Origin of the sequence: Paracoccus onchidii, from assembly GCF_028294535.1 — a bacterium.
Classification (GTDB): Bacteria; Pseudomonadota; Alphaproteobacteria; order Rhodobacterales; family Rhodobacteraceae; genus Paracoccus; species Paracoccus onchidii.
On the sequence record NZ_JAQBIE010000036.1, the window covers coordinates 1 to 21923 of the forward strand.

Here is a 21923-nt window from a genome sequence, read left to right on the forward strand (position 1 = left end):
TTCAAGACGCGCCATCTGGGCATCGCTCAACCAGAAAAGATCAGACATGGTCACCGCTCTCTTTTTTGCGGTGAATCACGAACCCCCAAACAAATCAATGGGTCCTGAGCCTAGGAAGAGAACCCGCTTTCCCGGGAACGCATTGCGAAAGCGCCAGATGATCTGGAAAGCCGTATAGGTCTTGCCTGTCCCCGTCGCCATGACGAGCAACACGCGATCCTGCCCCTTGGCAATCGCCTCCATCGTCTTGTTGATCGCGTTGACCTGGTAGTACCGCGGCTCCTTGCCGGATCCATCGTCGTGGTAGTCCTGAAGGGCGATCTTTTCTTCAGCGTCGGTCAGGCCCTTCCAGACCTTGTAGCGGTGCCAAAGCTCCTGAGGGCTGGGAAACTCATCCATCTCCAAGGTCTGCTCGACTTCGGATGATGCGCCCGTCCGGTCGTGGAATACAAAGCCGTCGCCGTTCGAGGAGAAAACGAACGGGATATCTAGCGTTTCGGCATAGCCAAGTGCTTGTTGCATGCCGCCACCGACAGGCTGCTTGTTGTCCTTCGCCTCAATGATCGCAATCGGGATGTTGGGCTTGGCAGAGAGGATGTAGTCAGCGCGCTTTCCCTCGCCGCGACTGACCATCTTGCCGCGCACGATGATCCGCCCCTTGGTAAAACTGACTTCTTCCCGGATCTGTGTGGTGATGTTCCAACCTGCGGTAACCAGGGCAGGAGTAATGAATTTCGTGCAAATATCGCGCTCGCTAAGAGTCCGCTTATCCATAACACCCTACCGAATTGCTCAACCACACGATCAATTCCCGACGCTACTTTGTTGCTATGCACAATGACAAGTACGAGCGTTGAGAGCAGGCTGGCCAATGATCGGGCGCTGAAACCGTTAGTTCGTCATGCCCGACTGGGTGGGGGAGTGTCACGAGCCCCCTCGCTCTTTTACGAATAGCACTTAGAGTGCGGTCAGGGATAGACGCGTCGGGCGACGTCCAACCAATGCGCCCATGCTCAATGTCCGCTTCGATGCATCCCGCTCATTCCTGCAACACGCAGCGAAAGTCGGCTCTCCGCCCTTCTTGACGGCGGCCTGTGCCAGCGTGGCGAAGATCGAGCAAATGCTGCGCACGGCGCCTTCCCACCATAATTTGTGCTGTGGACGCCTGACGACATAGCGCCATACAGGAGAGCGCGCTCCTATGCTGGTCCGCTCGTTGCCGGGAGCAGCCTCGGGTGATTTTTTTCCGTGACCAAAGAGAGCCGTTCAGTAGGTTGCCTGCTGGCTCTCGATCGTGAAGACAGCGCTGCTCGGCTTTGTGTGTTCATGGCGCCAACCCAATGCTTCGACCTACTGTCCATCCCCACAGTCGAGATCATTGTGGGGGTCTGGTGTTTTCTGTGCCCACTTTGGTGATCAGCGTGTCGCCGTCGCTCGTCCGCCGATATTTCTCTACGAACTCTCTAAAGTGCTCTTCTTCAGTTGAGCGATCATGGTCTCTGCACTTCCTATAACGTCGCGTGTCCACTTCGACATAGATGATCATTACAAGGCCAAACAGGATGAAAAGAATGGGTATTACGATTTCCATGACGTATCGGCTCCATGTCGGCTTTACGGTTTCTGGATTGAACCCTGGCAACACGTGACTGTAGTTTTGACGCCCGGCCTTGCCGCGAAGACCCGGCTGACGCCCTCATGCAGCGTCCTTTGTGCTTAGAACCGGGTTTCGGAAAGGCCGTTTCGCCTCAGTGTAAAATCGGCTTCGCTTCGAGGTCAGCGGCACGTTGCAACAACCGCAGGAGCACACGCAGGCTCGGCCGGGTGCCGCGCATCGAGGGGTGAGAGATCGCGGCCACGACCGCGTCTGTAGCTGCTTCGGAAGGAGCCTGTTTGCCCCCTGCTTGCCGGGCGATCGCGAGCGGCGCCCCTGCTGCGCCTGTGATCAGACCACGTTGGGATCCGGATGATCGTCTGGTTCTGGATGCCATGAGGCGTTTTAGTCACCTACTCGGCGTTCGGCGTGAGCACGGGACACAGAAACACCATTTCGGAGCCAATCCTCCGGAGAGACATGAAGACGATCGAGGGGAACTTTAGCTTCAATCCTCTATTGCTGCCGATCGCCTTGCATCTGGCGAACTGCGCAGAAAACAGCGTTATTGGCCGCCTTGGAGGTAAGTCTCTGAAATGCCAAGACTAGTTATTTCAGGGGAATCGCGATGCTGTGAATCCCGGAAAAGGGATGCTGTGGCTGACACCTAATTGTGCCACCATTGTGCCACCATTGTGCCACCATTGTGCCACGGAAAGCTACATGAGCACGACGTTCAAGACGTTCTGAAGATAAAATATAATATCTTCACGTAGTTAAATGGTGCCCGGAGGCGGATTCGAACCACCGACACGCGGATTTTCAATCCGCTGCTCTACCAACTGAGCTATCCGGGCAACCTTGATATCGTTTCGACATCTGGTGTGGAGCGGTGTTTACGTTCGTCCGCGCGGCGTGTCCAGACCCAAAACGACGAAAATTTCATTCACGCCGGTCTTCTTCGTTCGGCACGTCATCCAAGGGCGGGCCCGGGATGACATATTCCCCCCTCAGCCACCGCGCCAAATCAATATCGGCACAGCGTTTCGAACAGAACGGGCGATACGCAGGCGCGCGCTCTTTGCCGCAGATAGGACAGGCCATCAGCGCGCCTCGTCCGCCAGCTTTGACAGCGGCATCCGGTCACGTTTGCGGCTGATCTCGTACAGGCCCATTGCCGTCCAACCGATCATCGATGCTTCGGAACTGTCGGCCTTGAACGCCGCGCGAATGACCTGATCCAAGGTCGCCCTGTCGCGTTTGGGCATGGGCGCGAAATCGACGACAACCTGGCCGCCAAGCCCGCGCAAGCGCAACTGCCGGGGCAGATCGCGCGCGATGGCAATATTGGCCTTCAACGAGGCGGCAGGAGAGGTATCCCCGCCGGTATTGACATCAACCGCGACAAGCGCGCGCGTATCTTCGATATAGGCGCTGGCACCCGCCGGCAGTTCGATACGTGGCGACAGCAAGGCTTCGATCGCATCGCTGACCCCGGCCTGATCAAAGCATCCCTCGCTTTCTTCCACGGCATCCGGTTCGGGTTCGGCCCAGTCCAGCCATGCCTGTTCCCAGGCATCCGGCGCGTCAAGCAACAGCTCTTCCTGCCCGTCCGCTTCGGACAATATCCGATCGGCCAGCTCCAACAACGGGGCCAGATCCTCCTGGATCTCGGAGTCGTCGGCACGTTCTGCCGCACTGCGAATGACAACGCCATAATCGCGACCGCCCAAAGCCTGATCCCCAAGCCTTTGCAGCGATTCGCGGATTTCGGTGTCGCGGATGCGGCGCGAAACATTCACCCCGGGCGCGCCCGGCGTCACCAATGCATGGCGACCACGGAACACAAGGCGCGTCGACAACGGGACGGCCTTGCCCTCATCGGCCACGCCCGCGACCTGAACCAGCATCGCGCGGCCCTCGCCGATCCCCGAGCGTTCCCGCAAGTAGCCGCGCTGCCCCCCGGGCAAGCGGACGAACACACCGCCCTGCCCCTTCATCAAACGTTCTGTCACGCAACGACATATTGCACCCGGCGCCAGTGGCTGGCCCGAATCGATGATAAGATCGATCAGCTTGCCATCCTGCATCAAGGCAGCGGCGGGTTCGCCGAACAAGTGATCGAGAAGGACCTGACGCCCCTTCATGCACGATCTCCTTCAGTATTCGCACCAATCCCGATCGATGCCAGCAATGTCGCGGTTTCCGCCAGCGGAAGCCCGACCACCGCGGTAAACGACCCCTGGATCCAGGGAATGAACGTCGCCGCCGCCCCCTGTATCGCATAGGCCCCCGCCTTTCCCCGCCAGTCCCCGACATCCAGATAGGCTGCAAGCTCGACCTCGGTCACGGTGCGCATGCGAACCGTGGTTTCAACCAACCGAGTCCGTGTCCTGCCATCATGCGCCAAGGCCACAGCCGTCAGCACCTTGTGGCGACGGCCGGACATCAGGCGCATGAACTGCGCCGCTTGGTCCCGATCCTCAGGCTTGCCCATGATGCGCCGCCCGACCGAAACGGTCGTATCGGCGGTCAGGACCGCCTCCGCAGGACTGGCGGGAATAGCGGCGGCCTTTTCCAACGCCATTCGCAACACATAGTCGCGCGGCAGTTCGGATCTGCGCGGCGTTTCGTCGATATCGGCGGGCCTCAGCGCAGCCGGCACAATGCCGATCTGCGCCAACAGATCCAGCCGACGAGGGCTTGCCGATCCAAGTACCAGTTCAGGTCGCCCGATCCGGATATGTGCCGACGAATCGGTCACCGGATTACTTGAAGCGATAATTGATACGCCCTTTGGTCAGATCGTAGGTGTTCATCTCGACTTGAACTTTGTCGCCGGCCAGAACACGGATGCGGTTCTTCCGCATCTTTCCTGCCATATGCGCGATGATTTCATGGCCGTTTTCCAGCTCGACCCTGAACGTCGCATTTGGCAAGAGTTCCTTCACGACGCCGGGAAATTCGAGCATTTCTTCCTTGGCCATGGTCACTCCGTTATAGACGCCCCGCAGGATTCGGGACGGACGTTAGATGCGTCCAACCAGCCGCGATTTCAAGCGAAAATCGCGCATTCAGCCATTGTGCATGACTTTAGTGGGGCTTTTGGCACTTTCAAGACCCGAATCAGCGGTTTTCGCGGCCTGATCCTGCGGGGACGCGCGAAATGGATCCGGCCTGGCAATATCATCCATCGGTGGCTCGGTCCCCATATCCGTCTGGCGCGACAGATCGGTGGCAGGCGACGCCGCCCCTGACATCTTGCGATGCAACCGGATGGCATGACAGCCATCGGCCTCGCCAAACTTGCCGCGACCCAGATACTGCCCGCGAGCTGTCTCCAACCGTGCATCCGACAAGCTGACACGCGACAAGGGCAACAGCTTTCCGGCGGTCAGGGCGCGCAAATCGCCCAGGCTCATCTTTCGGCGACACAAGATGCCATGCAATTCGATTGGTGCCTCATCCACAACGCGGCCCAATGTCTTGCGGGCACCCCGAGGCACAGGTTTTTTCGCGCCGGGTCCGGTTGCCGCGATTTGCGCATCCTGCACGGCAGGTCGCTTGCGCGCGGGTTCCTCACCCTGCGGGATGGCGAGGAAGATCTTGCCCTTGCGTGTCGCGCTGCCGCCGAAGTGCAGATCGAAGACCAGACTGCGGAACGGGCGGTCTTCAAGCATCAGGGACAGAGGCCGCATGTCATCCAGATAGGACGCATAGCGATAGCCCGCGATACCATCGAACCCTTCGACGCCGGCCAGTTCGCGGGTCAATTCCTCCATCAACGTGTTGACGAAATCCGAGCAGATCATTGCATCGCTACGCGTCAGGCGGCGCGGCGCGGCGATACGAGAGGTGATACGCCCCAATGTCTGAATCTCGATCAAGGCGGTCACCGCCTCAGGGCACAGCGCGATCATGCCGATCAGATCCCCCCTGCCCTGCATCACCATCAACAAGGACGGGTTTGGAACCAGTTCGGGCAGCTCGGCCAGCGTGACGCCGCCCGGCACCACCGCCAGCGGCTGAACCGCAAGCCGGTACAGGCGATCCGCCGCACGCCCCACAGCCGTCGCGGCAGCACGCGCGGGCGTGACGGGCGCAGGCACGGGTAAATTGGGTGCATTGCCATCGTCAACCGTGGCCATTTCGCGCGCAGTCAGCATTTTTCGCAGCACTGAGCTTTGTGCCGGCATATCCCGACCTGTTTCACCAGACATGTCTCACCCGAATCGCATCCTTGCTGAATGCAGTGTGGCAGCACCCGGTTTCCAAAACCTTTATTCCCCAGATGATGCCCCGGAATTCAAGGGAGGTTTCACGGGCAGGCGTATCCGGAATGCCGCGCCCCCTTGCCCCGGCAGGTAGGAAATATCCCCCCCAAGGGCCAGCATGATCTCGCGACAGATCGCCAACCCCAGACCGGCACCACCAGCCCGCGCGGGATCATTGAGCCGGGAAAATTTTTCGAAGATCAGCGACTGACGCGCACCGTCGATCCCAGAGCCGTTGTCGATAATGTCGATATGCGCGCCCGCACCAGCGCTGCGCCGCACGTGGATCGACAGGACCGGCCGATCGGCATCGCAATATTTGCGGGCATTGCTGATCACATTGATCAGGACCTGAAGCAGGCGATCCCCATCGGTGATGACCGCCAGATGTTCGGTCGGAATATCCCGGTCGATGGTGAATTGCCGTTCGGGGCATGTTGCCGATGCCGATGACAAAGCCCGCACGATCAGGTCATGCAGGTTCACCACCCCATAGGACATTCTTGCGCGACCGCTTTCCAGAACCGACAGATCCAGCAGATCATCCAGAAGACGGGTCAGCCGCGCGGCTTCGTCATGAATGATCTCGGCGAATTTCCTGCGCTCGGCCTCGGACAGATCCGGGGTCATCAGGATCTCGGAGAAAGCCCGGACCGACGTCATCGGCGTGCGCAATTCGTGGCTGATCTGGCCCAGGAATGCATCCTTTTGAACCGACAGCGCTGTCAGTTTTTCATTGACCTCGCGCAGCTGGGTGGCGGTGCGGGCCAATTCGGTAGTTGCGCTTTCAAGACGCTGGGTTTCTTCCTTGGCGCGTTGCGCTTCGTCTGCAACCTGCAACAGATCCGACACCGTCAGCGCGGCGCCCCCCGCCACGCGGTCAATCATGGCATGAGCCGTCGCCGCACCAATCGTGCCCGACAGCTTGCGTTCCAGCCGTGTCAGAAAACGCGGGGTCAGATCCGGCAGATAGCCTGACTTACCCTGTGCGACGGCCTCGGCCTGGAAAAAACGCAAGGCGGCATCCGCCCCCCAGACACGCCGGCTCATGGCCAGCAGGGGTTCGGCGCGATCATCGCTTTGCCGCATCCGGCTGTGGCGAATAGGCTCGACCGAGCTGACAAAGGACAGCCCTTGCAAACGCTCGACCGGGTCGGGAAAACCGAAAAGCGAACACCCCACAAAGGCAAGCGTATTGACAGCTAGGGAAACAAAGATGCTGAAGGCAAGCGGGTCGATGTCGGCCGGCAGGCCGGGCATGACACCCACCCCGACCGACGGCAAAAAGATCATTATCATCCACAGCGCGAAACCGGTCCCTACCCCGGCATAAGCGCCCCGCCGATTGGCGCCCCGCCACAGCAAACCGCCCAGCATGGCAGGCAAGACCTGCGCCATGCCGGTAAAGGCAACCAACCCCATCGCAGCCAGGGCGGCCGCGCCCCCGGATGCCTCGTGATATACCCAACCCGCCCCCACGACCGCGACGATTGCGATCCGACGCGCATTCAGCACGAAGCCCCGAACATCCCGGGTATCTTCGTCCGGACGGTCATTTCCGGCAGCACGGCGACGCAACGCCAGCCAGCCCGGCACGATCCAGTGGTTGGAGATCATCGTCGACAACGCGATCGCGCTGACGACAACCATCGATGTCGCTGCCGAAAACCCGCCAAGGAATACAAGAAATGCCAAAAAATCGCGATCGGCCGCGATCGGCAGGGTCAGCACGAACAGATCCGGATTTGCATCTGCCGGCAACAAGTGGCGTCCCATCACCGCGATCGGCAGCACAAAGAGCGACATCGCAAACAGATAGGCCGGAAACGCCCAACCCGCGACATGCAGCCGTTCTTCATCGGCGGCTTCGACGACCATCACCTGAAACATGCGCGGCAGCGTGACCAGGGCCGCAGCGGACACGACGATCAATGCAGTCCAGCGATCCGGTTTCAACAACCACCCTTCGGAAAATTCGGCGTCGCGACTGGCAGCTGAAATCCGGCGCATCATGTCGACCGGCCCATCTGCCAGCCCCCAGACGACAAAAACCCCCAGCGCCAGAAACGCAAGCAACTTGACCACCGCCTCAAGTGCAATGGCGGTGACAACGCCATGATGCCGTTCATCGGCAGCCAGATTGCGGGTTCCGAATAGAATCGTGAACAGCGCCAGCCCCGCCGCCACCCACAGACCGATCCCCTGCAACGGGTTTCCCTGTGGTGAATCGGTGGCGAAAACCTCGAAGGACAGGCGAACCGATTGCAACTGTAGTGCGATATATGGCGTCGCGGCGATCAGCGCGATCAGCGTGATCAGGGCCGCCAGCGGATTCGACTTGCCAAAACGCGCCGAGATCAGATCCGCGATCGATGTCACGTGATGCATGCGCGCCACGCGCACCAGCCGGCGCAAACCCCACCACGCCCCCGCACAAACGATGGTCGGTCCCAGATAGATCGTCGCGAATTCCAGCCCCGAACGCGTCGCGTAGCCAACCGCGCCATAAAAGGTCCAGGCGGAACAGTACACCGACAGCGACAGCGTATAGACCAGCGGATGATCCAGCCAGCGGACATGCCCGCGCGCCGCCGCCCGATCGGCGGCGAACGCGACCGCGAACATCAACGCCACATAGGCCAGACATCCCGCAACCAGTGCCTCAAACGGCATGCGTGCCGTCCTTGTCCCGTGCGGCGGGGCCGTCATCATCATGCATGGCTTCGGCCTGGGCGCGCATGGTGGCCGCTTCGGCGCGCAGCAACGCGCGATGCAGCACCCTGATCGCCATGATCAACAACGCCCACAGCACGAAAAAGGCGGTTGCCCCGCCGCCGGAACTGACCAGCGCGGGAACCCACCACACCGGTGCCAGAATCACCAGAGCCGCCAGCACAGGCAAGATTCGCGCCGCATCCCCCAACCGCCGTCGGCGAAAAGAGGCACGTTCCAGAAACAGCGGACGTTCCGGCATCAGTCCAGCAGATCGCGCACCGTGGCGCGCAGTTCGTCATTCGCAAACGGTTTGGCAAGCACGATATCGGCCTGCTGCCCGCCTTCGGCCCCCTGCCCGCGCGCCGTCAGCAACAAAACGGGCGTCCGGGCCAGCGCAAGGTCACTTTCGGCCCGCAACTCTGCCAGGATTTCGGCACCGGACCGGTTGGGCAGCATCAGATCCAGGATCACCAAGCGGGGCCGACAGCGCCGGATCTGTTCGATCCCGCCCATGCCATCGTGATGCAGATCCACCCGCCAGCCGTCTCGGGTCAGGATGAACCGAAGGGCTTCGGCAATGTTCGGCTCGTCCTCGATCATCAGGATATCAAGCGTCATCTGCGCCGCGCGGCCTTTCGGGTTCATCAACGGTCGCAATGATGTGACGGATAACGCCGCCTGTCAAAGGTGAATGCCGCGAACCCCACCGAACCGCTCAGCTCGGCAATGGCGCAAGGATCGATGGCTCGCGGCGGGCATCACATTCATCGCGCGGGCATATCCGGCAGGCAGGCCCGATCGGCAGAGCATCTTCGCGCATTGCGGAACGCTCGGGATCGAAGGGCAGAATCAACATCTGCGCCAGCGTCAGCACCGGTCCGCCAATACTGCGCCGCTGAGTTCTCATTGCCATGCTGATCGTGTCGAAACGCCGCCCCTCGGGGGTCACAACCTGATGAGACAAGGCCGTATGAGGCTGACCCAGCGCCTGAAACAGCGGCCAAAGCGGGCATGAATCGGCGGGTCTGGGCAAAGGGAACCCATCCGTCGCGTGCCGCAGGATCAAGCTGCCCGAACCGTCACAGATCAACAGGCCCGCACGCTCGAAACCCGCAGGTCGCAGGATGGCCAGTCGTCGCATCACCAGATCCAGTGGCACCGACAGGGCATGCGCCAACGCAACCGGATCACGGGTCATTGCAGCGGCCACACGCAAATCGGCATCCCCAAGCAGATCGGCATCTTCGCGAAACCGCGCCAGATGCTGCGCCGCCAAAGATTTGGCCGCATCCGAGGCCAGCTCGGCGGCCTCGGCAATCGGCGCAAGGCCCGAAGCCATCCAGGCCTCGACCTCTTCCTGAGGCGAATAGACGCTGCCCTCGGTTTCGAAACTGTCCAGATACCTGACCAATGCCTGCGCCGTATTGGAAAGGCGCAGGCTGTCCTGGTTCAGGTTCTCGTGAAAGCGCATGCGCCAGTCATCCGGAATCTCGCCCCCCTCGGACAATATCGATGCCGTCGAACGCAAGGACGTCACCGCAGAAAGCACCTCGTGCAGGGTTGTCAAGAGATACGGATCCTGGGTCATCCGGTCGGACAGGTCGACCAATTGCCCGGCCAGCGATTCGGCCCGCCGCGCATTTGCAATCAATGCCCCCGCCCAACCGGGAAACCGGGCCAGGAACTCTGCTGCCTGATCCAGTTCGGGCGCCGGCCCGGTCCTGGTTTTGGCCGCATCCGCCGCCGCTTCGCGCAGCGCTGCAATCCGCGCCTCTTCGCGACCCTCGGCCAGTTCCTCGGACGGCACGCCCAGCACATCGGCCAACCTGTCGACCAAGGCTTCACCCGCAGGGCGGTGATTATGTTCGATCAGGTTCAGATAGGCCGGAGAAATTCCCGCGGCACGGGCAACATCGGCCTGACGCAATGACAACGACAGGCGCCTTTCGCGAATTCGTGTTCCCGTCAGGACATGTCTGGCTTGGCGCGCGTTCATGGATCGCATTGAACCCCGCCGTCACATCAAGGGCAAGCGCCTTGATCAAACCTGCAAATTCAGATCGCGATGCCGTGACGTCCGGCCAGGTCGGTAAACAGCTGCCACGCCACACGACCGGAACGCCCACCGCGCGTGGCCTGCCACTCGATCGCCTCGGCATGCAGGGTTTCATCGTCAATCTGCAGGCCATAGGCATCGCAATAGCCGCGCACCATCGCCAGATATTCATCCTGGTTGCAGGGATGAAAACCAAGCCACAGCCCAAAGCGATCCGACAGCGACACCTTTTCTTCCACGGCCTCGCCGGGGTGGATCGCCGAAGAACGTTCATTGTCGATCATGTCGCGCGGCATCAGGTGACGGCGGTTCGACGTGGCATACAGGATCACATTCGACGGCCGGCCGCTGATACCGCCATCAAGCACCGCCTTCAGCGATTTGTATTGCGTGTCGTCATGGCTGAAAGAAAGATCGTCGGAAAACAACAGGAAACGGCGGTCGCTGGCCCGTCCAAGGATCGACAGCAATCTGCCGACCGACCCAAGATCCTCGCGCGCGATCTCGACCAGGACCAGCGGCAATCCCTGGGACACGGCCTCGGCATGAACGGCCTTGACCAGCGACGATTTCCCCATCCCGCGCGCGCCCCACAACAGGGCATTATTTGCACCGAATCCCCGTGCGAATTGCAACGTGTTGGCCAGCAATGTGTCCTTGGACCGTTCGATTCCGACCAGTTGCACCAACTCGACACGCGACACCGTTTCGACAGGCACCAACATGTCGGGATCGGCCCGCCAGACATAGGCGGTCGCTTCCGTAAAGTTGGGGGCCGGTTGTGCCGGTGGCGCCAACCGTTCAAGCGCATCAGCGATCCGGGTCAATGCATCCGATCCCATGGCCGCGTCCTTCATGATCCTGCCCTCACTCTTCGTCGTCTTCCGTCCACAATCCTTGCGCGCGCAACTCTGCCTCGCGCCGCTTTTCGATCCGCCGCACAAGATGGATCGAGATCTCGTACAGACCAAAGACGACAACGAAAAGCACCACCTGGGAAATCACGTCGGGCGGCGTGGCAAACGCAGCCAGAACCAGAATGGCGACCACGGCATAGCGACGCACCGAGCCCAGCCCTTCGGCCGAAACCAGACCGGCCTTGCCCATCAATGTCAGCAGAACCGGAAGCTGAAAGCTAAGTCCGAATGCCAGAATGAACTTGGTCGTCAGCGACAGATATTCATCGACCGACCCCTGAAAGACGATGGCCGCCATCGGATTGTCGGCCATGGCCTCACCCGAACCGTCATCGGGCAAGGCAAGCGGTCCCTGTTGAAAGCCCAGAAAGAAATCATAGGCCATCGGCAGGATGATGTAATAGGCAAAGGCTGCGCCCAGGAAAAACATCACGGGTGACGCAAGAAGAAATGGCAGAAAGGCCTGCTTCTCGTTGCGATACAGCCCCGGTGCCACGAAACGCCACATCTGATACGCGATGATAGGAAAGGCCAGCGCAAAACCGCCCAACAGTGAAATCCGAATGGCGACAAAGAAACCTTCCTGCAATTTCAGCAGGATAAGACCACATTCCTGATCCCGCGCCTCAAGCGCATGGCAGATCGGCTGGGTCAGGAAATTATAGATCGGATTCCAGACCGTATAGCACAGGACCATGGCCACCATGAAGGCGACCAGCGACCAGATGATACGAGTGCGCAGTTCGGCCAGATGCTCGATCAGCGGGGCCGAGCTGTCATCCAGCTCGTCTTCCTGTTGCGGTTTTGCGGTCACGTCAGTCGTCTTTCATGTCACTGCGCCGCACAGCGTGCAATTGACGCGCGGGCACAGGATTGGGGGCTTGTTCCCCGGTCGATGAGCTGGGCGAAGAACTGGCCGGGGTGCTGGCTTCCTCGGGTTGTTTTTCGGCATTGGCCGCAGATTCCAACCCCGGATCGGTCTTGGCAACGGTCTTGTTGTCTGGCCGCTTTGGTTCCCATTTCTCGAACCGTTCGGCGGCACGATCAAGCGCATCCAGCCCCATCGCCTTTTTCGACGTCAGCGATTTCATGTCGCGCAAGCTGCCGGCAGCCTCATCCAGCCCCGACCCCTTGGCGGCATCTTCCATCGCCGAGGTGAATTCCCGCGCCATGCCACGCGCACGGGCCGAAAGCCGACCCAACGAGTGAAACAGATGCGGAAGATCCTTGGGACCGACCACGATCAGCGCCACAACGCCAACCAACAACAGCTCGGTCCAGCCGATATCGAACATGATATGCCGCGCCCCTGCCGGTTCAGCTGCGGTCGGTGTCGTTCGGCGTCACGTCACGGGCTTTTTCGCCGGGCGTGTCGGAACTGTCGTCGGCGGCTTTTTCGATCTCTTCGGTGCCGTCCTTGACGCCTTTCTTGAAGGCGGTGATTCCCTTGCCGACTTCGCCCATCAGAGACGAAATCTTGCCGCGTCCAAACAGGACCAACACGACAACCGCAATCAGAAGAAGGCCGGGAAGGCCGATATTGTTCAGCATGCAAAACTCCCTTGTCGGGCAGATCTTCCGCCCGCGCGACAGATTTAGGCGTTCACAGACCGGAATGCAAAGCCCGAATTGGTCACGATATGGTTCCGACACAATCAACGCTGCCGGTTCCGCTTGGCAGGCGGCGCGCGGCGGGCGATAAGGGCGCATGGATATGTCACTTTACATCACCGCGTTCGTGACGCTTTTCGTTGTCATCGACCCGATCGGACTGGCGCCGATTTTCATTGCGCTGACGCCCGGAATGACGTCGGCGCAACGGCGTCAGATCGGGTTTCGCGCGGTGTGCATCGCGGCCGTTCTGCTGATGTTGTTCGGATTGGCGGGCGAAGCCATCCTGTCGGCCGTCGGCATTTCCATATCAGCCTTTCGCGTCGCCGGAGGATTGTTGCTGTTCCTGACCGCGCTGGACATGCTGTTTGAACGGCGGACCGAACGCCGCGAGGGACAGGGCAGCATGGATTCCGCCGCCCAGGATCCGTCGGTCTTTCCGCTGGCGATGCCATTGCTGGCGGGTCCGGGGGCATTGGCGACCATGATCCTGCTGGTCGGTCAACATCCGGGCTGGCTGCACCTGACGATGGTCAACCTTGTGATGCTGGCGGTTCTGGCCATTGCGATGGTGTTGTTTCACCTGTCCACGCCGCTGGCCCGCGCATTGGGCCGCACCGGCGTCATGGTGGTGACGCGATTGCTGGGGATGCTACTGGCCGCGCTGTCCGTTCAATTCGTGTTTGACGGCCTGAAAGGTTCGGGGCTGTTCTGATGGCGACCGATGACGGGATGCGGCTGGCCTATTATATCGTGTTGCTGGTGGTCATTGGCGGCGCGATGCTGTTCGAGCTGTCGGGTCGCGGCGGCAAGGCGCTGCGGCAACTGGTGCTTTGGGTCGTCATCTTTGCCGGTGCGGCATTTGCCGCTGAACTGTGGATGAATGACGGGCTGGGGGGGCGCCAGACGATCACCTCGGAAGGACGGATCGAGATCCCGGCCTCGCGCGATGGTCATTTTCACCTGACCGCACGGCTGAACGGCACCGACGTACGGTTCATCGTCGATACCGGCGCCTCGTCCATCGCGCTGGGTCCGGCGGATGCGCGCCGGATCGGAATCGACCCCGATGACCTTGCCTATGTCGGATCGGCGATGACAGCGAACGGGCAGGTCCAGACCGCGCCTGTGACCATCGACGAACTTGCAATCGGCGATATCGTGGATCGCAATGTTCGTGCCTGGGTCATCGACGGCGAGCTGGACGGATCGTTGCTGGGCATGTCCTATCTGCGCACATTTGCCAGGGTCAGTTTTGAAAACGATCTTCTGGTTCTTGAACGCTAGCCCCTTGTCAGGCCCTTTTCGCTGACCTATCGTCACGCCATTCCGTTGGGGTGCCCCGCTTGCCGGGGCTGAGAGGCCGCGCGCCAACCCATCGAACCTGATCCGGGCAATGCCGGCGGAGGGAACGGAGACTGACTGGCCGCAGATCGCGCCACCATTCCTTCATTCCATGCCGCATCCCGACAACCGGAGGACGGCATGAGGGGCTGTGACAGATTACTGATCATTGCGGGGTCCGACAGTGGCGGCGGTGCCGGCATTCAGGCCGACCTGAAGACCGCATCGGCGCTCGGGGTCTTTGCCACGACCGCGATCACGGCAGTTACCGCACAGAACACCCTTGGCGTCAGCGGGGTTCAGCCGGTCGAACCGCAGATGGTGCGCGATCAGATCACCTGTGTCCTTGACGATATCGGGGCCGACGCGATCAAGATTGGCATGCTAGGGTCGGATGCCGTTGTCCATGCGGTGGCCGATGCCTTGCAGGATTATCCGGGGCCGATCGTGCTGGATCCGGTGATGCTGGCCAAATCCGGCGATGTGCTTTTGGACGACAGCGCCGTCGCCATCATGATTCAACGTTTGCTGCCGCGCACGGCCCTGCTGACACCCAATTTGCCCGAAGCCGCGTATCTTTTGCGCGCACCATTCGCCCGGGATGCCCGGACCACCTGCGATCAGGGCGAGGCATTGCGCGCAATGGGCGCAAAAGCCGTGCTGATGAAAGGCGGACATGCCGGCGGCAGTGACTGCACTGACTGGCTGATCAGCGATGATGCCCCCCTTGCCTGCAGTTCGCCCCGGATCGAGACCCGCAACACGCATGGGACCGGCTGCTCGCTTTCCTCGGCGATTGCCGCCGAACTGGCAAAAGGGGCACCCCTCGCAGAGGCGGTGGATCGGGCGCATCGCTGGCTGCACGGTGCCATCAGACAGGCCGATCAACTTGGCATCGGCGGGGGGCATGGGCCGGTTCATCATTTTCACGGGATCTGGACATGACACATGAATTCACGGTTCTGGGTGCCGGTGTGGTCGGGCTGTGCGTCGCGACCGAACTGACACGGCGCGGCGCGCTTGTGCATTTGCGCGATCCGGCGGGACCGGCCGGAGACCATGCCTGTTCGTGGTGGGCTGGCGGGATGCTGGCCCCGGATTGCGAAGGTGAAACCGCCGAAGAACCCGTTATCCGACTGGGCCGGGAGGCCGGGGCCTGGTGGCGCGCGGCGGGCGTTCGGGTCACACAGGCAGGGTCGCTTGTGCTGGCACCCGGACGCGACCAGGCCGAGCTGGACAGGTTTGCGCGCCGCACCCGCAATCACAAGACCATGGATGCCGCCGGGCTTGGACAAATCGAACCTGAACTGGCCCAACGCTTTGGGCGCGCCCTGTGTTTCGCCGCGGAAAGCCATATCGCCCCGCGCGAAGCCCTGAATGGGCTGACGGATCGGCTATCGGGTTCGGGCGTCCGGATTTCAGACGGCCCGGCGCGCGGGCAGATCATCGATTGCCGGGGGCTGGCGGCACGGGATCGGTTGCCCGATCTGCGCGGCGTGCGCGGTGAAATGGCGTTGCTGCACGCGCCCGACGTCGCGATCCGCAGGCCGGTCCGGTTGCTGCACCCCCGGCACCCGATCTATGTCGTGCCGCGCGGCGACGGCATTTTCATGCTTGGCGCAACGCAGCTGGAAACCGACCATCGCGGCCCGGTCACGCTGCGTTCCGCAGTCGAACTGCTGAACGCGGCCTATCGGCTGGATCCGGCCTTTGCCGAAGCCGCGATACTGGAACTGGGTGCCGACGCGCGCCCGGCCTTTCCCGACAATCTGCCGCGCATCCGCCGCCACAAGGACAGGATCTTTGTGAACGGCCTGTTTCGCCACGGTTTTCTGTTGGCACCTGCCATGGCGCGCATGCTGGCCGATCTGGTTCTTGATGGCACTATCCCCGAGGTTATGGATGAAGATCATGGTGAATGGCACACCGCATGAGGTTGCCGCGACAACATTGAGCAAAGCATTGACAGAACTGGGTTTTCACGATGGACGCTTCGCGACCGCGGTAAACGAAGCCTTTGTGCCCGCGGCCCTGCGCGACGCGCAAGCCCTGCAACCCGGCGACCGGCTGGAAATCCTGTCCCCGATGCAAGGAGGTTAGGATGGTGCGTGTCTATGACAGATTGCTGCCCTCGCGCTTGATGCTGGGCACGGCGCAATACCCCTCGCCCGCCATCATGGCCGAGGCATTCCGGCGGTCGGGCGCAGCGGTGGCCACCGTATCGCTGCGCCGCGAGGGGGCCTTTGACGGTGCCGCGCCCTTCTGGCAACTGATCCGCAATCTGAATGTGCAGCTGCTGCCCAACACCGCCGGCTGCCACAGCCCCCGCGAGGCAGTGACCACCGCCCATATGGCACGAGAGGTCTTTGACACCAACTGGATCAAGCTTGAGGTGATCGGCCATCCGGACACATTGCAACCCGACCCGTTCGGGTTGGTCGAAGCCGCGCGCATTCTGGTGCAGGACGGGTTTCAGGTGTTCCCCTACACCACCGAAGATGGTGTGCTGGCCGGCAAGCTGCTTGAGGTCGGCTGCCGGGTTCTGATGCCCTGGGGGGCGCCGATCGGTACGGGGCTGGGACTGAACAACCCCTATGGGCTGCGGATGCTGCGGGCGCAGTTTCCCGACATTCCCATGATCATCGATGCAGGGCTTGGCCTGCCCAGTCACGCGGCGGCGGCGATGGAAATGGGTTTTGACGCCATCTTGCTGAACACCGCCGTCGCAAAGGCCGGGGATCCTGCCGCCATGGCCGAGGGCTTTGCCCGCGCGATCGAGGCGGGCCGCCTGGGGGCGCAGGCCGATCCCATCGAACCGCGTGACATGGCGGCCCCTTCGACCCCCCTGATCGGCATGGCCGAACTGGCATGACACTTTCCCGTTTTTATCCCATATTCGATCACCCCGACTGGTTGCGGCTGGCACTTCCTGCCGGGGTGCGGCTGGTCCAAATGCGCCTGAAGGACCTGCCGGCAAGCCAGGTCCGCGCCTTTCTGGGCGAAAGCCTGGATCTGTGTCGGGCCGCGGGGGCGACGATGGTTGTGAATGACCATTGGCAGGACGCCATCGATCTGGGCTGCGACTGGGTGCATCTTGGCCAAGAAGATCTGGACGATGCCGATCTGGGCGCGCTGCGGCGCCATGACATCAGGCTGGGCGTATCCACGCATGACAAGGCCGAACTTGACCGCGCCCGAAGCGTCGGGGCCGACTATATCGCATTGGGGCCGGTCTGGCCGACGATTCTGAAAAAGATGAAATGGCGCGAACAGGGCCTGGAACGGTTGGCGCAATGGCGGCAGCTATGCGGAACCACGCCGCTGGTGGCAATTGGCGGATTGTCGGTCGCCCGTGCCCCGTCTGCCTTTGCCGCCGGTGCCGATATCGTCTCGGTGGTGACCGACATCACACTGAACCCGGACCCGGTCCGGCGCATCCGCGAATGGCAAGGGGTAACAGAATGAACCGCTATGCAAGGCAGATGATGTTGCCGGGATTCGGGCAGCAGGCCCAGAAACGACTGGCCGCGGCACGGGTTCTCGTCGTTGGTGCGGGCGGTTTGGGTGCGCCGGTTCTGCAATATCTTTGTGGCGCAGGCATCGGCGCGATCCGCCTGATCGACCCGGATGACGTCGAGGAAAGCAATCTGCATCGCCAGACGCTGTTTCGAATGACGGATCTGGGCCAGCCGAAATCGCGGGTCGCCGCCTCTGCTTTGGCCGGGCTGAACCCGGAAACCGCGCTGGAACCGGTCGTTGCGCGGCTTGACCCCGCCAATGTCGTGCATCTTGCCCGCGACATTGACCTGATCGTCGATTGCGCCGACAGCTTTGCCGCAAGCTATGTCCTGTCGGACCATGCCAAACGCGCTGGATTGCCGCTGATCTCCGCATCGGTCATCGGACAGCAAGGTTATGCAGGCGGGTTTTGCGCGAATGCTCCGTCTTTGCGGGCGATCTTTCCCGCACTGCCCCGCCGCATGGGAAGCTGCGCCAGCGAAGGCGTCTTGGGGCCGGTCGTCGGCATTCTTGGTGCATTGCAGGCACAAATGGCTCTGGCGGTGCTGACAGGATCCGATGAAACCCCGCTCGGCCGTCTTGTCAGCTTTGACGCACGAAACTATCGATTTGGCGGGTTCAGCTTCCAGAATGCTATTGAACCCACGCATATGCCGACCTTTATCGCGGCATCACAGCTGCGTGCGAATGATGTGCTGATTGATCTTCGCAACGCAGATGAGGGTCCGGCGGTTTCCCCTGATGCATTGCGCATCCATCCCGAAAATATCTGTGCAGAGGCCCCGCCCGTCGCGACCAGAACCGTGCTGTGCTGCACATCAGGATTGCGGGCATGGAATGCAGCGGAAAAGCTGGCCGAACTGCGCGGCGGCGACTACGCATTGCTCGCCACCGGCTAGGACCGCCGCCGCCGCAACCAGTTGCCGAAACGTCGCCACCCGCGAAACAGGCCGCGCGATTCGACCGGGGCGAAGATCATCTCGGGGCCTTCGGGGTCCATGATCTCGTTTTCGGCCAGCCATTGTTCGACATCGCTGATGTCAGGCAACCGGTAATCCGCCAATCTGCGCCCCTGCCCCGGCTTGCAACGCAATTCATCAATTGCCGCGATCAGCGATCCGCTGCGCGTCAAGGCATGTGCAACCTGATCCGCGCCAACGCCCAGATGCTCCGCCACAAGCGCGTTTCGGAATGCTGCAATCCTTGCGCATTCATCGTGATTTTCTGGCAGATCGGCATCCAGCACGATATCGCATTCCGTATCGAGGCGTAGCGAACGATTGTTGAAATTTGACGACCCGACACGCAAATAGCGGTCATCGACCACCATCACCTTGGCATGGACATAGATCTCGTTTCCAGCCGCAGTCAGGGGATGCAGAACGCGCAACCGGCCATGACGGTCGTGGCGACGCAACGCCTCGACCAAACACGCGCGCGCCGTATCCATGGCCTTGCTTTTCAGCCAGCCTTCGGCATTTACCGGATTCACGATGACGATTTCGGGGCCTTCCTCTTCGGCCAGGCGCCGAGCAATGGCCCGCGCGATCAGGCGTGACGCGAAATACTGGCTTTCGGCATAGATCACCCTTTCGGCCCGCGCGATCAGGTCCAGATACATCCGCTCGATCTCGTGGATCTCGTCGACATCATCCATTTTGGGAAAGGTCCGGCTGATCCCCAGCTGCACATTCCGAAACGCCGGTCGCAGCGTGTCGGGCCAGCAATCTTCCCGTGTGCGCGGCGGGGCGATCTTCTGCCCCGTTGCAATGCGCCAACGCTCTCTGGCCAGCTCGCCACAGGCGCGCGCGGCCGCTCCGTCGAATGCACTGGTGACATCATGCCATGGGGGATGGGGATCACCGCCGGGTCCGACGCGACGGGGATCATCATCCAGATGTTCAGGCGTATCCCAGCGACCTTCGGTCATGTCGATACCGCCGCAAAATGCGACATTGTCATCAATCGCAACGATCTTCTGATGATGGGAACTGGCCAGCGGGTGCTTGCTGTCAAGCTGCAAGGTAATGCGCGGATGTGCCTTCCACTTCAACACGGTCAGAATCGTGCGCCCCCGAAACAGGGTCTTCAATGCCCCCTGATCCCAGCGCAGCAGGCGTATTTCCAGCTCGGGCCGTCGTTTGGCCAGCCAGATGATGAAATCACCCAGAATTTCGGGTCCGCCATCATCACCCGATCCGATCGTGATCCGTGGATCAAAGTCCCAGCCGATCAACATGATGCTGTGTCGTGCAGACAGCATGGCCTGACGGGCAGCGCGGAAATAGGCATCGGCGTCCACGATGACGGCGAATCTGTCGGCATGTTCGACCCGCCAGCAATTCTGACCCGCATTCAACAATGCCCGCCGTTCCCGAACCGCCATACCGCCCCATGTTTCAATGCGTGAATCTCACGCTATAGCGTGAACGATAACATGAACAATCGACAGACGGTTCCATATCCCCCAAAGGAGGAAGGAACATTTCTCGACGATCTCAGAAAAATGGTGCGGTCGAGACGCATTGAATTCCTCAATATATAGATATCATCCTAGATCAAATACATCATAACTAGTTGACATAAAACGATACTTTAATCTACCTTAGCATCAGGCCACCTCAGGTCATATCCCTCTATACTGGATATTGAGGTGGACCAGAAGGTGGACTGAAAATCTATAAGCAAGGTGGAGCAATGCGAGCGATCAACAGATTGAGCGCGAAAGGCGCGGCCGCACTGCCAGCCGGCAAACATGCTGATGGAGGTGGGCTGTGGCTGGTAAAAGATGCAGTAGCGCACGGGAAGTGGGTGCTACGAGTGACCATCTATGGAAAGCGGCGCGAGATGGGACTCGGACAATTCCCAACAGTATCGCTGGCGAAGGCACGAAAACGCGCTGAGGAAGCGCGTGCTCTAGTGCGGGACGGAATTGACCCTATCAAGGACCGCGAACGCAAAAGGCGAGATGCCAAACGCGCAATGCACTTGCTGCGCGAAGTTGCCGCCGATTGTTTTGAGAGCCGCAAGGCCGAACTCAAGGGCGATGGTCACGCCGGCCGTTGGTTCAGCCCTCTGGAAATTCACGTTCTGCCAAAGTTGGGAAACTTGCCCGTGACCGAGGTCGATCAGAAAGATATCCGGGACTGCCTCTCACCGATCTGGCACACGAAAGCATCTACCGCCGAGAAAGCACTTCAGCGCCTCGGCCTGTGCCTAAAACATGCCGCCGCATTGGGCCTCGAAGTTGACCTGCAAGCTACCGCTAAGGCACGCGCCTTATTAGGCAAGCAGCGTCATGAGGTGGTCAACATCCCTGCCCTTCCCTGGCGGGATGTCCCTGCGTTCTATGCTAGCTTGAACGAAGGGACAGCGACACATTCAGCCCTCCGCCTTCTCATCCTGACAGGTGTTCGCTCTTTCCCGCTCCGCAACCTTCACGAAAATCAAATTTCAGGCAACGTATGGACGGTACCAGGAGAGGCCATGAAGGGCCGGAAAGGCGCGACCTCTGATTACCGCATCCCTCTGTCAGCCGAAGCGATGCGAATACTGGACCGCGCCTATCGTCACGCCCGTGATGGCTTTCTGTTTCCTAGCGCGCGTAAAGGCGTCATTTCGGATGCCACGATGGCGCGCATGATGGAGCGCCGTGGAATGAAAGCCCGCCCACATGGCTTTCGCTCTTCCCTCCGAGACTGGCTGGCAGAGGCCACAGATGCACCACATGAGGTTGCCGAGGCGTGCCTTGGGCATGTGACGGATGGCGCAGTATGAATAGCCCCGCGTTTCCTAGACGCCTTCGGGTCTCGGTTTCCGCTGCCGTTCGAACTCTACGGGCGACAGCATCCCGTTTCTCGCATGCTTGCGCTTCGGATTGTAGAACATCTCGA

At 60.9% G+C, this 21923-nt stretch carries 23 protein-coding genes, 1 tRNA gene, 1 pseudogene and 1 riboswitch; of the genes and pseudogenes, 9 read left to right on the forward strand and 16 right to left on the reverse strand.

Annotated features, from left to right (window positions below):
- Window positions 1–111 precede the first annotated feature (111 nt).
- The 15 genes and pseudogenes from PAF17_RS18395 to PAF17_RS18465 all read right to left on the reverse strand — a co-directional run.
- Window positions 112–774, reverse strand: a pseudogene (locus PAF17_RS18395) (DEAD/DEAH box helicase family protein); the annotation flags it as partial.
- Window positions 775–2375: 1601 nt separating this feature from the next.
- Window positions 2376–2451, reverse strand: a tRNA-Phe gene (locus PAF17_RS18400).
- 85 nt (window positions 2452–2536) lie between these two features.
- Window positions 2537–2698, reverse strand: a complete 162-nt coding sequence (locus PAF17_RS18405) for a DNA gyrase inhibitor YacG (RefSeq protein ID WP_271890556.1) — start codon at window positions 2696–2698, stop codon at window positions 2537–2539.
- Entirely contained in the window at window positions 2698–3741 is a 1044-nt protein-coding gene (locus PAF17_RS18410; RefSeq protein ID WP_271890557.1) for a ribonuclease E/G, read from the reverse strand. The genes PAF17_RS18405 and PAF17_RS18410 overlap by 1 nt, the downstream gene beginning before the upstream one ends.
- Entirely contained in the window at window positions 3738–4358 is a 621-nt protein-coding gene (locus tag PAF17_RS18415; protein WP_271890558.1) for a Maf family protein, read from the reverse strand. The genes PAF17_RS18410 and PAF17_RS18415 overlap by 4 nt, the downstream gene beginning before the upstream one ends.
- Before the next feature lie 4 nt (window positions 4359–4362).
- Window positions 4363–4581 carry a translation initiation factor IF-1 gene (gene infA / locus PAF17_RS18420; protein WP_010397442.1) on the reverse strand — a complete coding sequence of 73 codons (219 nt, stop codon included), beginning with the start codon at window positions 4579–4581 and terminating at the stop codon, window positions 4363–4365.
- 87 nt (window positions 4582–4668) lie between these two features.
- Window positions 4669–5760, reverse strand: coding sequence for a flagellar motor switch protein FliM (locus tag PAF17_RS18425; RefSeq protein WP_271890559.1), 1092 nt, complete (start codon window positions 5758–5760; stop codon window positions 4669–4671).
- A gap of 114 nt (window positions 5761–5874) precedes the next feature.
- Window positions 5875–8541: a sensor histidine kinase gene (locus PAF17_RS18430; RefSeq protein WP_271890560.1), complete on the reverse strand. Its 2667-nt coding sequence runs from the start codon at window positions 8539–8541 to the stop codon at window positions 5875–5877.
- The gene (locus tag PAF17_RS18435) at window positions 8531–8842 is read right to left on the reverse strand and encodes a hypothetical protein (protein WP_271890561.1); all 312 of its coding nucleotides are present in this window, start codon (window positions 8840–8842) and stop codon (window positions 8531–8533) included. The genes PAF17_RS18430 and PAF17_RS18435 overlap by 11 nt, the downstream gene beginning before the upstream one ends.
- Window positions 8842–9228, reverse strand: a complete 387-nt coding sequence (locus PAF17_RS18440) for a response regulator transcription factor (RefSeq protein WP_271890562.1) — start codon at window positions 9226–9228, stop codon at window positions 8842–8844. The genes PAF17_RS18435 and PAF17_RS18440 overlap by 1 nt, the downstream gene beginning before the upstream one ends.
- 70 nt (window positions 9229–9298) lie before the next feature.
- The gene (locus PAF17_RS18445; protein WP_271890563.1) at window positions 9299–10579 is read right to left on the reverse strand and encodes a short-chain fatty acyl-CoA regulator family protein; all 1281 of its coding nucleotides are present in this window, start codon (window positions 10577–10579) and stop codon (window positions 9299–9301) included.
- A 59-nt stretch (window positions 10580–10638) separates the two neighbouring features.
- Window positions 10639–11481: an ATP-binding protein gene (locus PAF17_RS18450; RefSeq protein WP_271890577.1), complete on the reverse strand. Its 843-nt coding sequence runs from the start codon at window positions 11479–11481 to the stop codon at window positions 10639–10641.
- Between the two features lie 25 nt (window positions 11482–11506).
- Window positions 11507–12370, reverse strand: a complete 864-nt coding sequence (tatC, locus tag PAF17_RS18455) for a twin-arginine translocase subunit TatC (RefSeq protein WP_271890564.1) — start codon at window positions 12368–12370, stop codon at window positions 11507–11509.
- 1 nt (window position 12371) lies between these two features.
- Window positions 12372–12851 carry a Sec-independent protein translocase protein TatB gene (tatB, locus tag PAF17_RS18460; RefSeq protein WP_271890565.1) on the reverse strand — a complete coding sequence of 160 codons (480 nt, stop codon included), beginning with the start codon at window positions 12849–12851 and terminating at the stop codon, window positions 12372–12374.
- 22 nt (window positions 12852–12873) lie between these two features.
- Window positions 12874–13107: a twin-arginine translocase TatA/TatE family subunit gene (locus PAF17_RS18465; protein ID WP_271890566.1), complete on the reverse strand. Its 234-nt coding sequence runs from the start codon at window positions 13105–13107 to the stop codon at window positions 12874–12876.
- A 157-nt stretch (window positions 13108–13264) separates the two neighbouring features.
- On the opposite strand from PAF17_RS18465, the gene PAF17_RS18470 reads away from it, so the two are divergent.
- The 8 genes from PAF17_RS18470 to PAF17_RS18505 all read left to right on the forward strand — a co-directional run bounded on the left by PAF17_RS18470 (window position 13265) and on the right by PAF17_RS18505 (window position 18929).
- Window positions 13265–13882, forward strand: a complete 618-nt coding sequence (locus PAF17_RS18470) for a MarC family protein (protein ID WP_271890567.1) — start codon at window positions 13265–13267, stop codon at window positions 13880–13882.
- Window positions 13882–14454 carry a retropepsin-like aspartic protease family protein gene (locus tag PAF17_RS18475; protein ID WP_271890568.1) on the forward strand — a complete coding sequence of 191 codons (573 nt, stop codon included), beginning with the start codon at window positions 13882–13884 and terminating at the stop codon, window positions 14452–14454. The genes PAF17_RS18470 and PAF17_RS18475 overlap by 1 nt, the downstream gene beginning before the upstream one ends.
- Before the next feature lie 36 nt (window positions 14455–14490).
- Window positions 14491–14595, forward strand: a riboswitch (TPP riboswitch).
- A gap of 57 nt (window positions 14596–14652) precedes the next feature.
- On the forward strand, window positions 14653–15456 hold the full coding sequence (thiD, locus tag PAF17_RS18480; protein WP_271890569.1) for a bifunctional hydroxymethylpyrimidine kinase/phosphomethylpyrimidine kinase: 804 nt from the start codon (window positions 14653–14655) through the stop codon (window positions 15454–15456).
- Window positions 15453–16445: an FAD-dependent oxidoreductase gene (locus tag PAF17_RS18485; RefSeq protein WP_271890570.1), complete on the forward strand. Its 993-nt coding sequence runs from the start codon at window positions 15453–15455 to the stop codon at window positions 16443–16445. Before thiD ends, PAF17_RS18485 begins: the two co-directional genes overlap by 4 nt.
- Window positions 16423–16611: a sulfur carrier protein ThiS gene (gene thiS, locus PAF17_RS18490; protein ID WP_408636445.1), complete on the forward strand. Its 189-nt coding sequence runs from the start codon at window positions 16423–16425 to the stop codon at window positions 16609–16611. The genes PAF17_RS18485 and thiS overlap by 23 nt, the downstream gene beginning before the upstream one ends.
- A 1-nt stretch (window position 16612) precedes the next feature.
- Window positions 16613–17383, forward strand: coding sequence for a thiazole synthase (locus tag PAF17_RS18495; RefSeq protein WP_271890572.1), 771 nt, complete (start codon window positions 16613–16615; stop codon window positions 17381–17383).
- Entirely contained in the window at window positions 17380–17976 is a 597-nt protein-coding gene (locus PAF17_RS18500) for a thiamine phosphate synthase (RefSeq protein WP_271890573.1), read from the forward strand. The genes PAF17_RS18495 and PAF17_RS18500 overlap by 4 nt, the downstream gene beginning before the upstream one ends.
- Entirely contained in the window at window positions 17973–18929 is a 957-nt protein-coding gene (locus tag PAF17_RS18505; protein WP_271890574.1) for a HesA/MoeB/ThiF family protein, read from the forward strand. Before PAF17_RS18500 ends, PAF17_RS18505 begins: the two co-directional genes overlap by 4 nt.
- Here PAF17_RS18505 and PAF17_RS18510 read toward each other — a convergent pair.
- Window positions 18926–20416, reverse strand: a complete 1491-nt coding sequence (locus PAF17_RS18510; protein WP_271890575.1) for a phospholipase D-like domain-containing protein — start codon at window positions 20414–20416, stop codon at window positions 18926–18928. The genes PAF17_RS18505 and PAF17_RS18510 overlap by 4 nt on opposite strands.
- A 311-nt stretch (window positions 20417–20727) precedes the next feature.
- Here PAF17_RS18510 and PAF17_RS18515 point away from each other — a divergent pair, with 311 nt between their 5' ends.
- Entirely contained in the window at window positions 20728–21807 is a 1080-nt protein-coding gene (locus PAF17_RS18515) for a tyrosine-type recombinase/integrase (RefSeq protein ID WP_271890576.1), read from the forward strand.
- The last annotated feature ends 116 nt before the right edge of the window (window positions 21808–21923 follow it).

Bases quoted from the DNA above. Each gene is read 5' to 3' on its own strand.
- PAF17_RS18505 (WP_271890574.1), top strand. From the start codon at position 17,973: ATGAACCGCTATGCAAGGCAGATGATGTTGCCGGGATTCGGGCAGCAG.
- PAF17_RS18475 (WP_271890568.1), top strand. From the start codon at position 13,882: ATGGCGACCGATGACGGGATGCGGCTGGCCTATTATATCGTGTTGCTG.
- infA (WP_010397442.1), bottom strand. From the start codon at position 4,581: ATGGCCAAGGAAGAAATGCTCGAATTTCCCGGCGTCGTGAAGGAACTC.
- PAF17_RS18510 (WP_271890575.1), bottom strand. From the start codon at position 20,416: ATGGCGGTTCGGGAACGGCGGGCATTGTTGAATGCGGGTCAGAATTGC.
- PAF17_RS18500 (WP_271890573.1), top strand. From the start codon at position 17,380: ATGACACTTTCCCGTTTTTATCCCATATTCGATCACCCCGACTGGTTG.
- PAF17_RS18440 (WP_271890562.1), bottom strand. From the start codon at position 9,228: ATGAACCCGAAAGGCCGCGCGGCGCAGATGACGCTTGATATCCTGATG.
- PAF17_RS18405 (WP_271890556.1), bottom strand. From the start codon at position 2,698: ATGGCCTGTCCTATCTGCGGCAAAGAGCGCGCGCCTGCGTATCGCCCG.
- PAF17_RS18470 (WP_271890567.1), top strand. From the start codon at position 13,265: ATGGATATGTCACTTTACATCACCGCGTTCGTGACGCTTTTCGTTGTC.
- PAF17_RS18430 (WP_271890560.1), bottom strand. From the start codon at position 8,541: ATGCCGTTTGAGGCACTGGTTGCGGGATGTCTGGCCTATGTGGCGTTG.
- PAF17_RS18435 (WP_271890561.1), bottom strand. From the start codon at position 8,842: ATGCCGGAACGTCCGCTGTTTCTGGAACGTGCCTCTTTTCGCCGACGG.
- PAF17_RS18465 (WP_271890566.1), bottom strand. From the start codon at position 13,107: ATGCTGAACAATATCGGCCTTCCCGGCCTTCTTCTGATTGCGGTTGTC.
- PAF17_RS18445 (WP_271890563.1), bottom strand. From the start codon at position 10,579: ATGAACGCGCGCCAAGCCAGACATGTCCTGACGGGAACACGAATTCGC.
- PAF17_RS18495 (WP_271890572.1), top strand. From the start codon at position 16,613: ATGGTGCGTGTCTATGACAGATTGCTGCCCTCGCGCTTGATGCTGGGC.
- PAF17_RS18515 (WP_271890576.1), top strand. From the start codon at position 20,728: ATGCGAGCGATCAACAGATTGAGCGCGAAAGGCGCGGCCGCACTGCCA.
- PAF17_RS18410 (WP_271890557.1), bottom strand. From the start codon at position 3,741: ATGAAGGGGCGTCAGGTCCTTCTCGATCACTTGTTCGGCGAACCCGCC.
- thiD (WP_271890569.1), top strand. From the start codon at position 14,653: ATGAGGGGCTGTGACAGATTACTGATCATTGCGGGGTCCGACAGTGGC.
- PAF17_RS18450 (WP_271890577.1), bottom strand. From the start codon at position 11,481: ATGGGATCGGATGCATTGACCCGGATCGCTGATGCGCTTGAACGGTTG.
- PAF17_RS18425 (WP_271890559.1), bottom strand. From the start codon at position 5,760: ATGCTGACTGCGCGCGAAATGGCCACGGTTGACGATGGCAATGCACCC.
- thiS (WP_408636445.1), top strand. From the start codon at position 16,423: ATGGTGAATGGCACACCGCATGAGGTTGCCGCGACAACATTGAGCAAA.
- PAF17_RS18485 (WP_271890570.1), top strand. From the start codon at position 15,453: ATGACACATGAATTCACGGTTCTGGGTGCCGGTGTGGTCGGGCTGTGC.
- tatB (WP_271890565.1), bottom strand. From the start codon at position 12,851: ATGTTCGATATCGGCTGGACCGAGCTGTTGTTGGTTGGCGTTGTGGCG.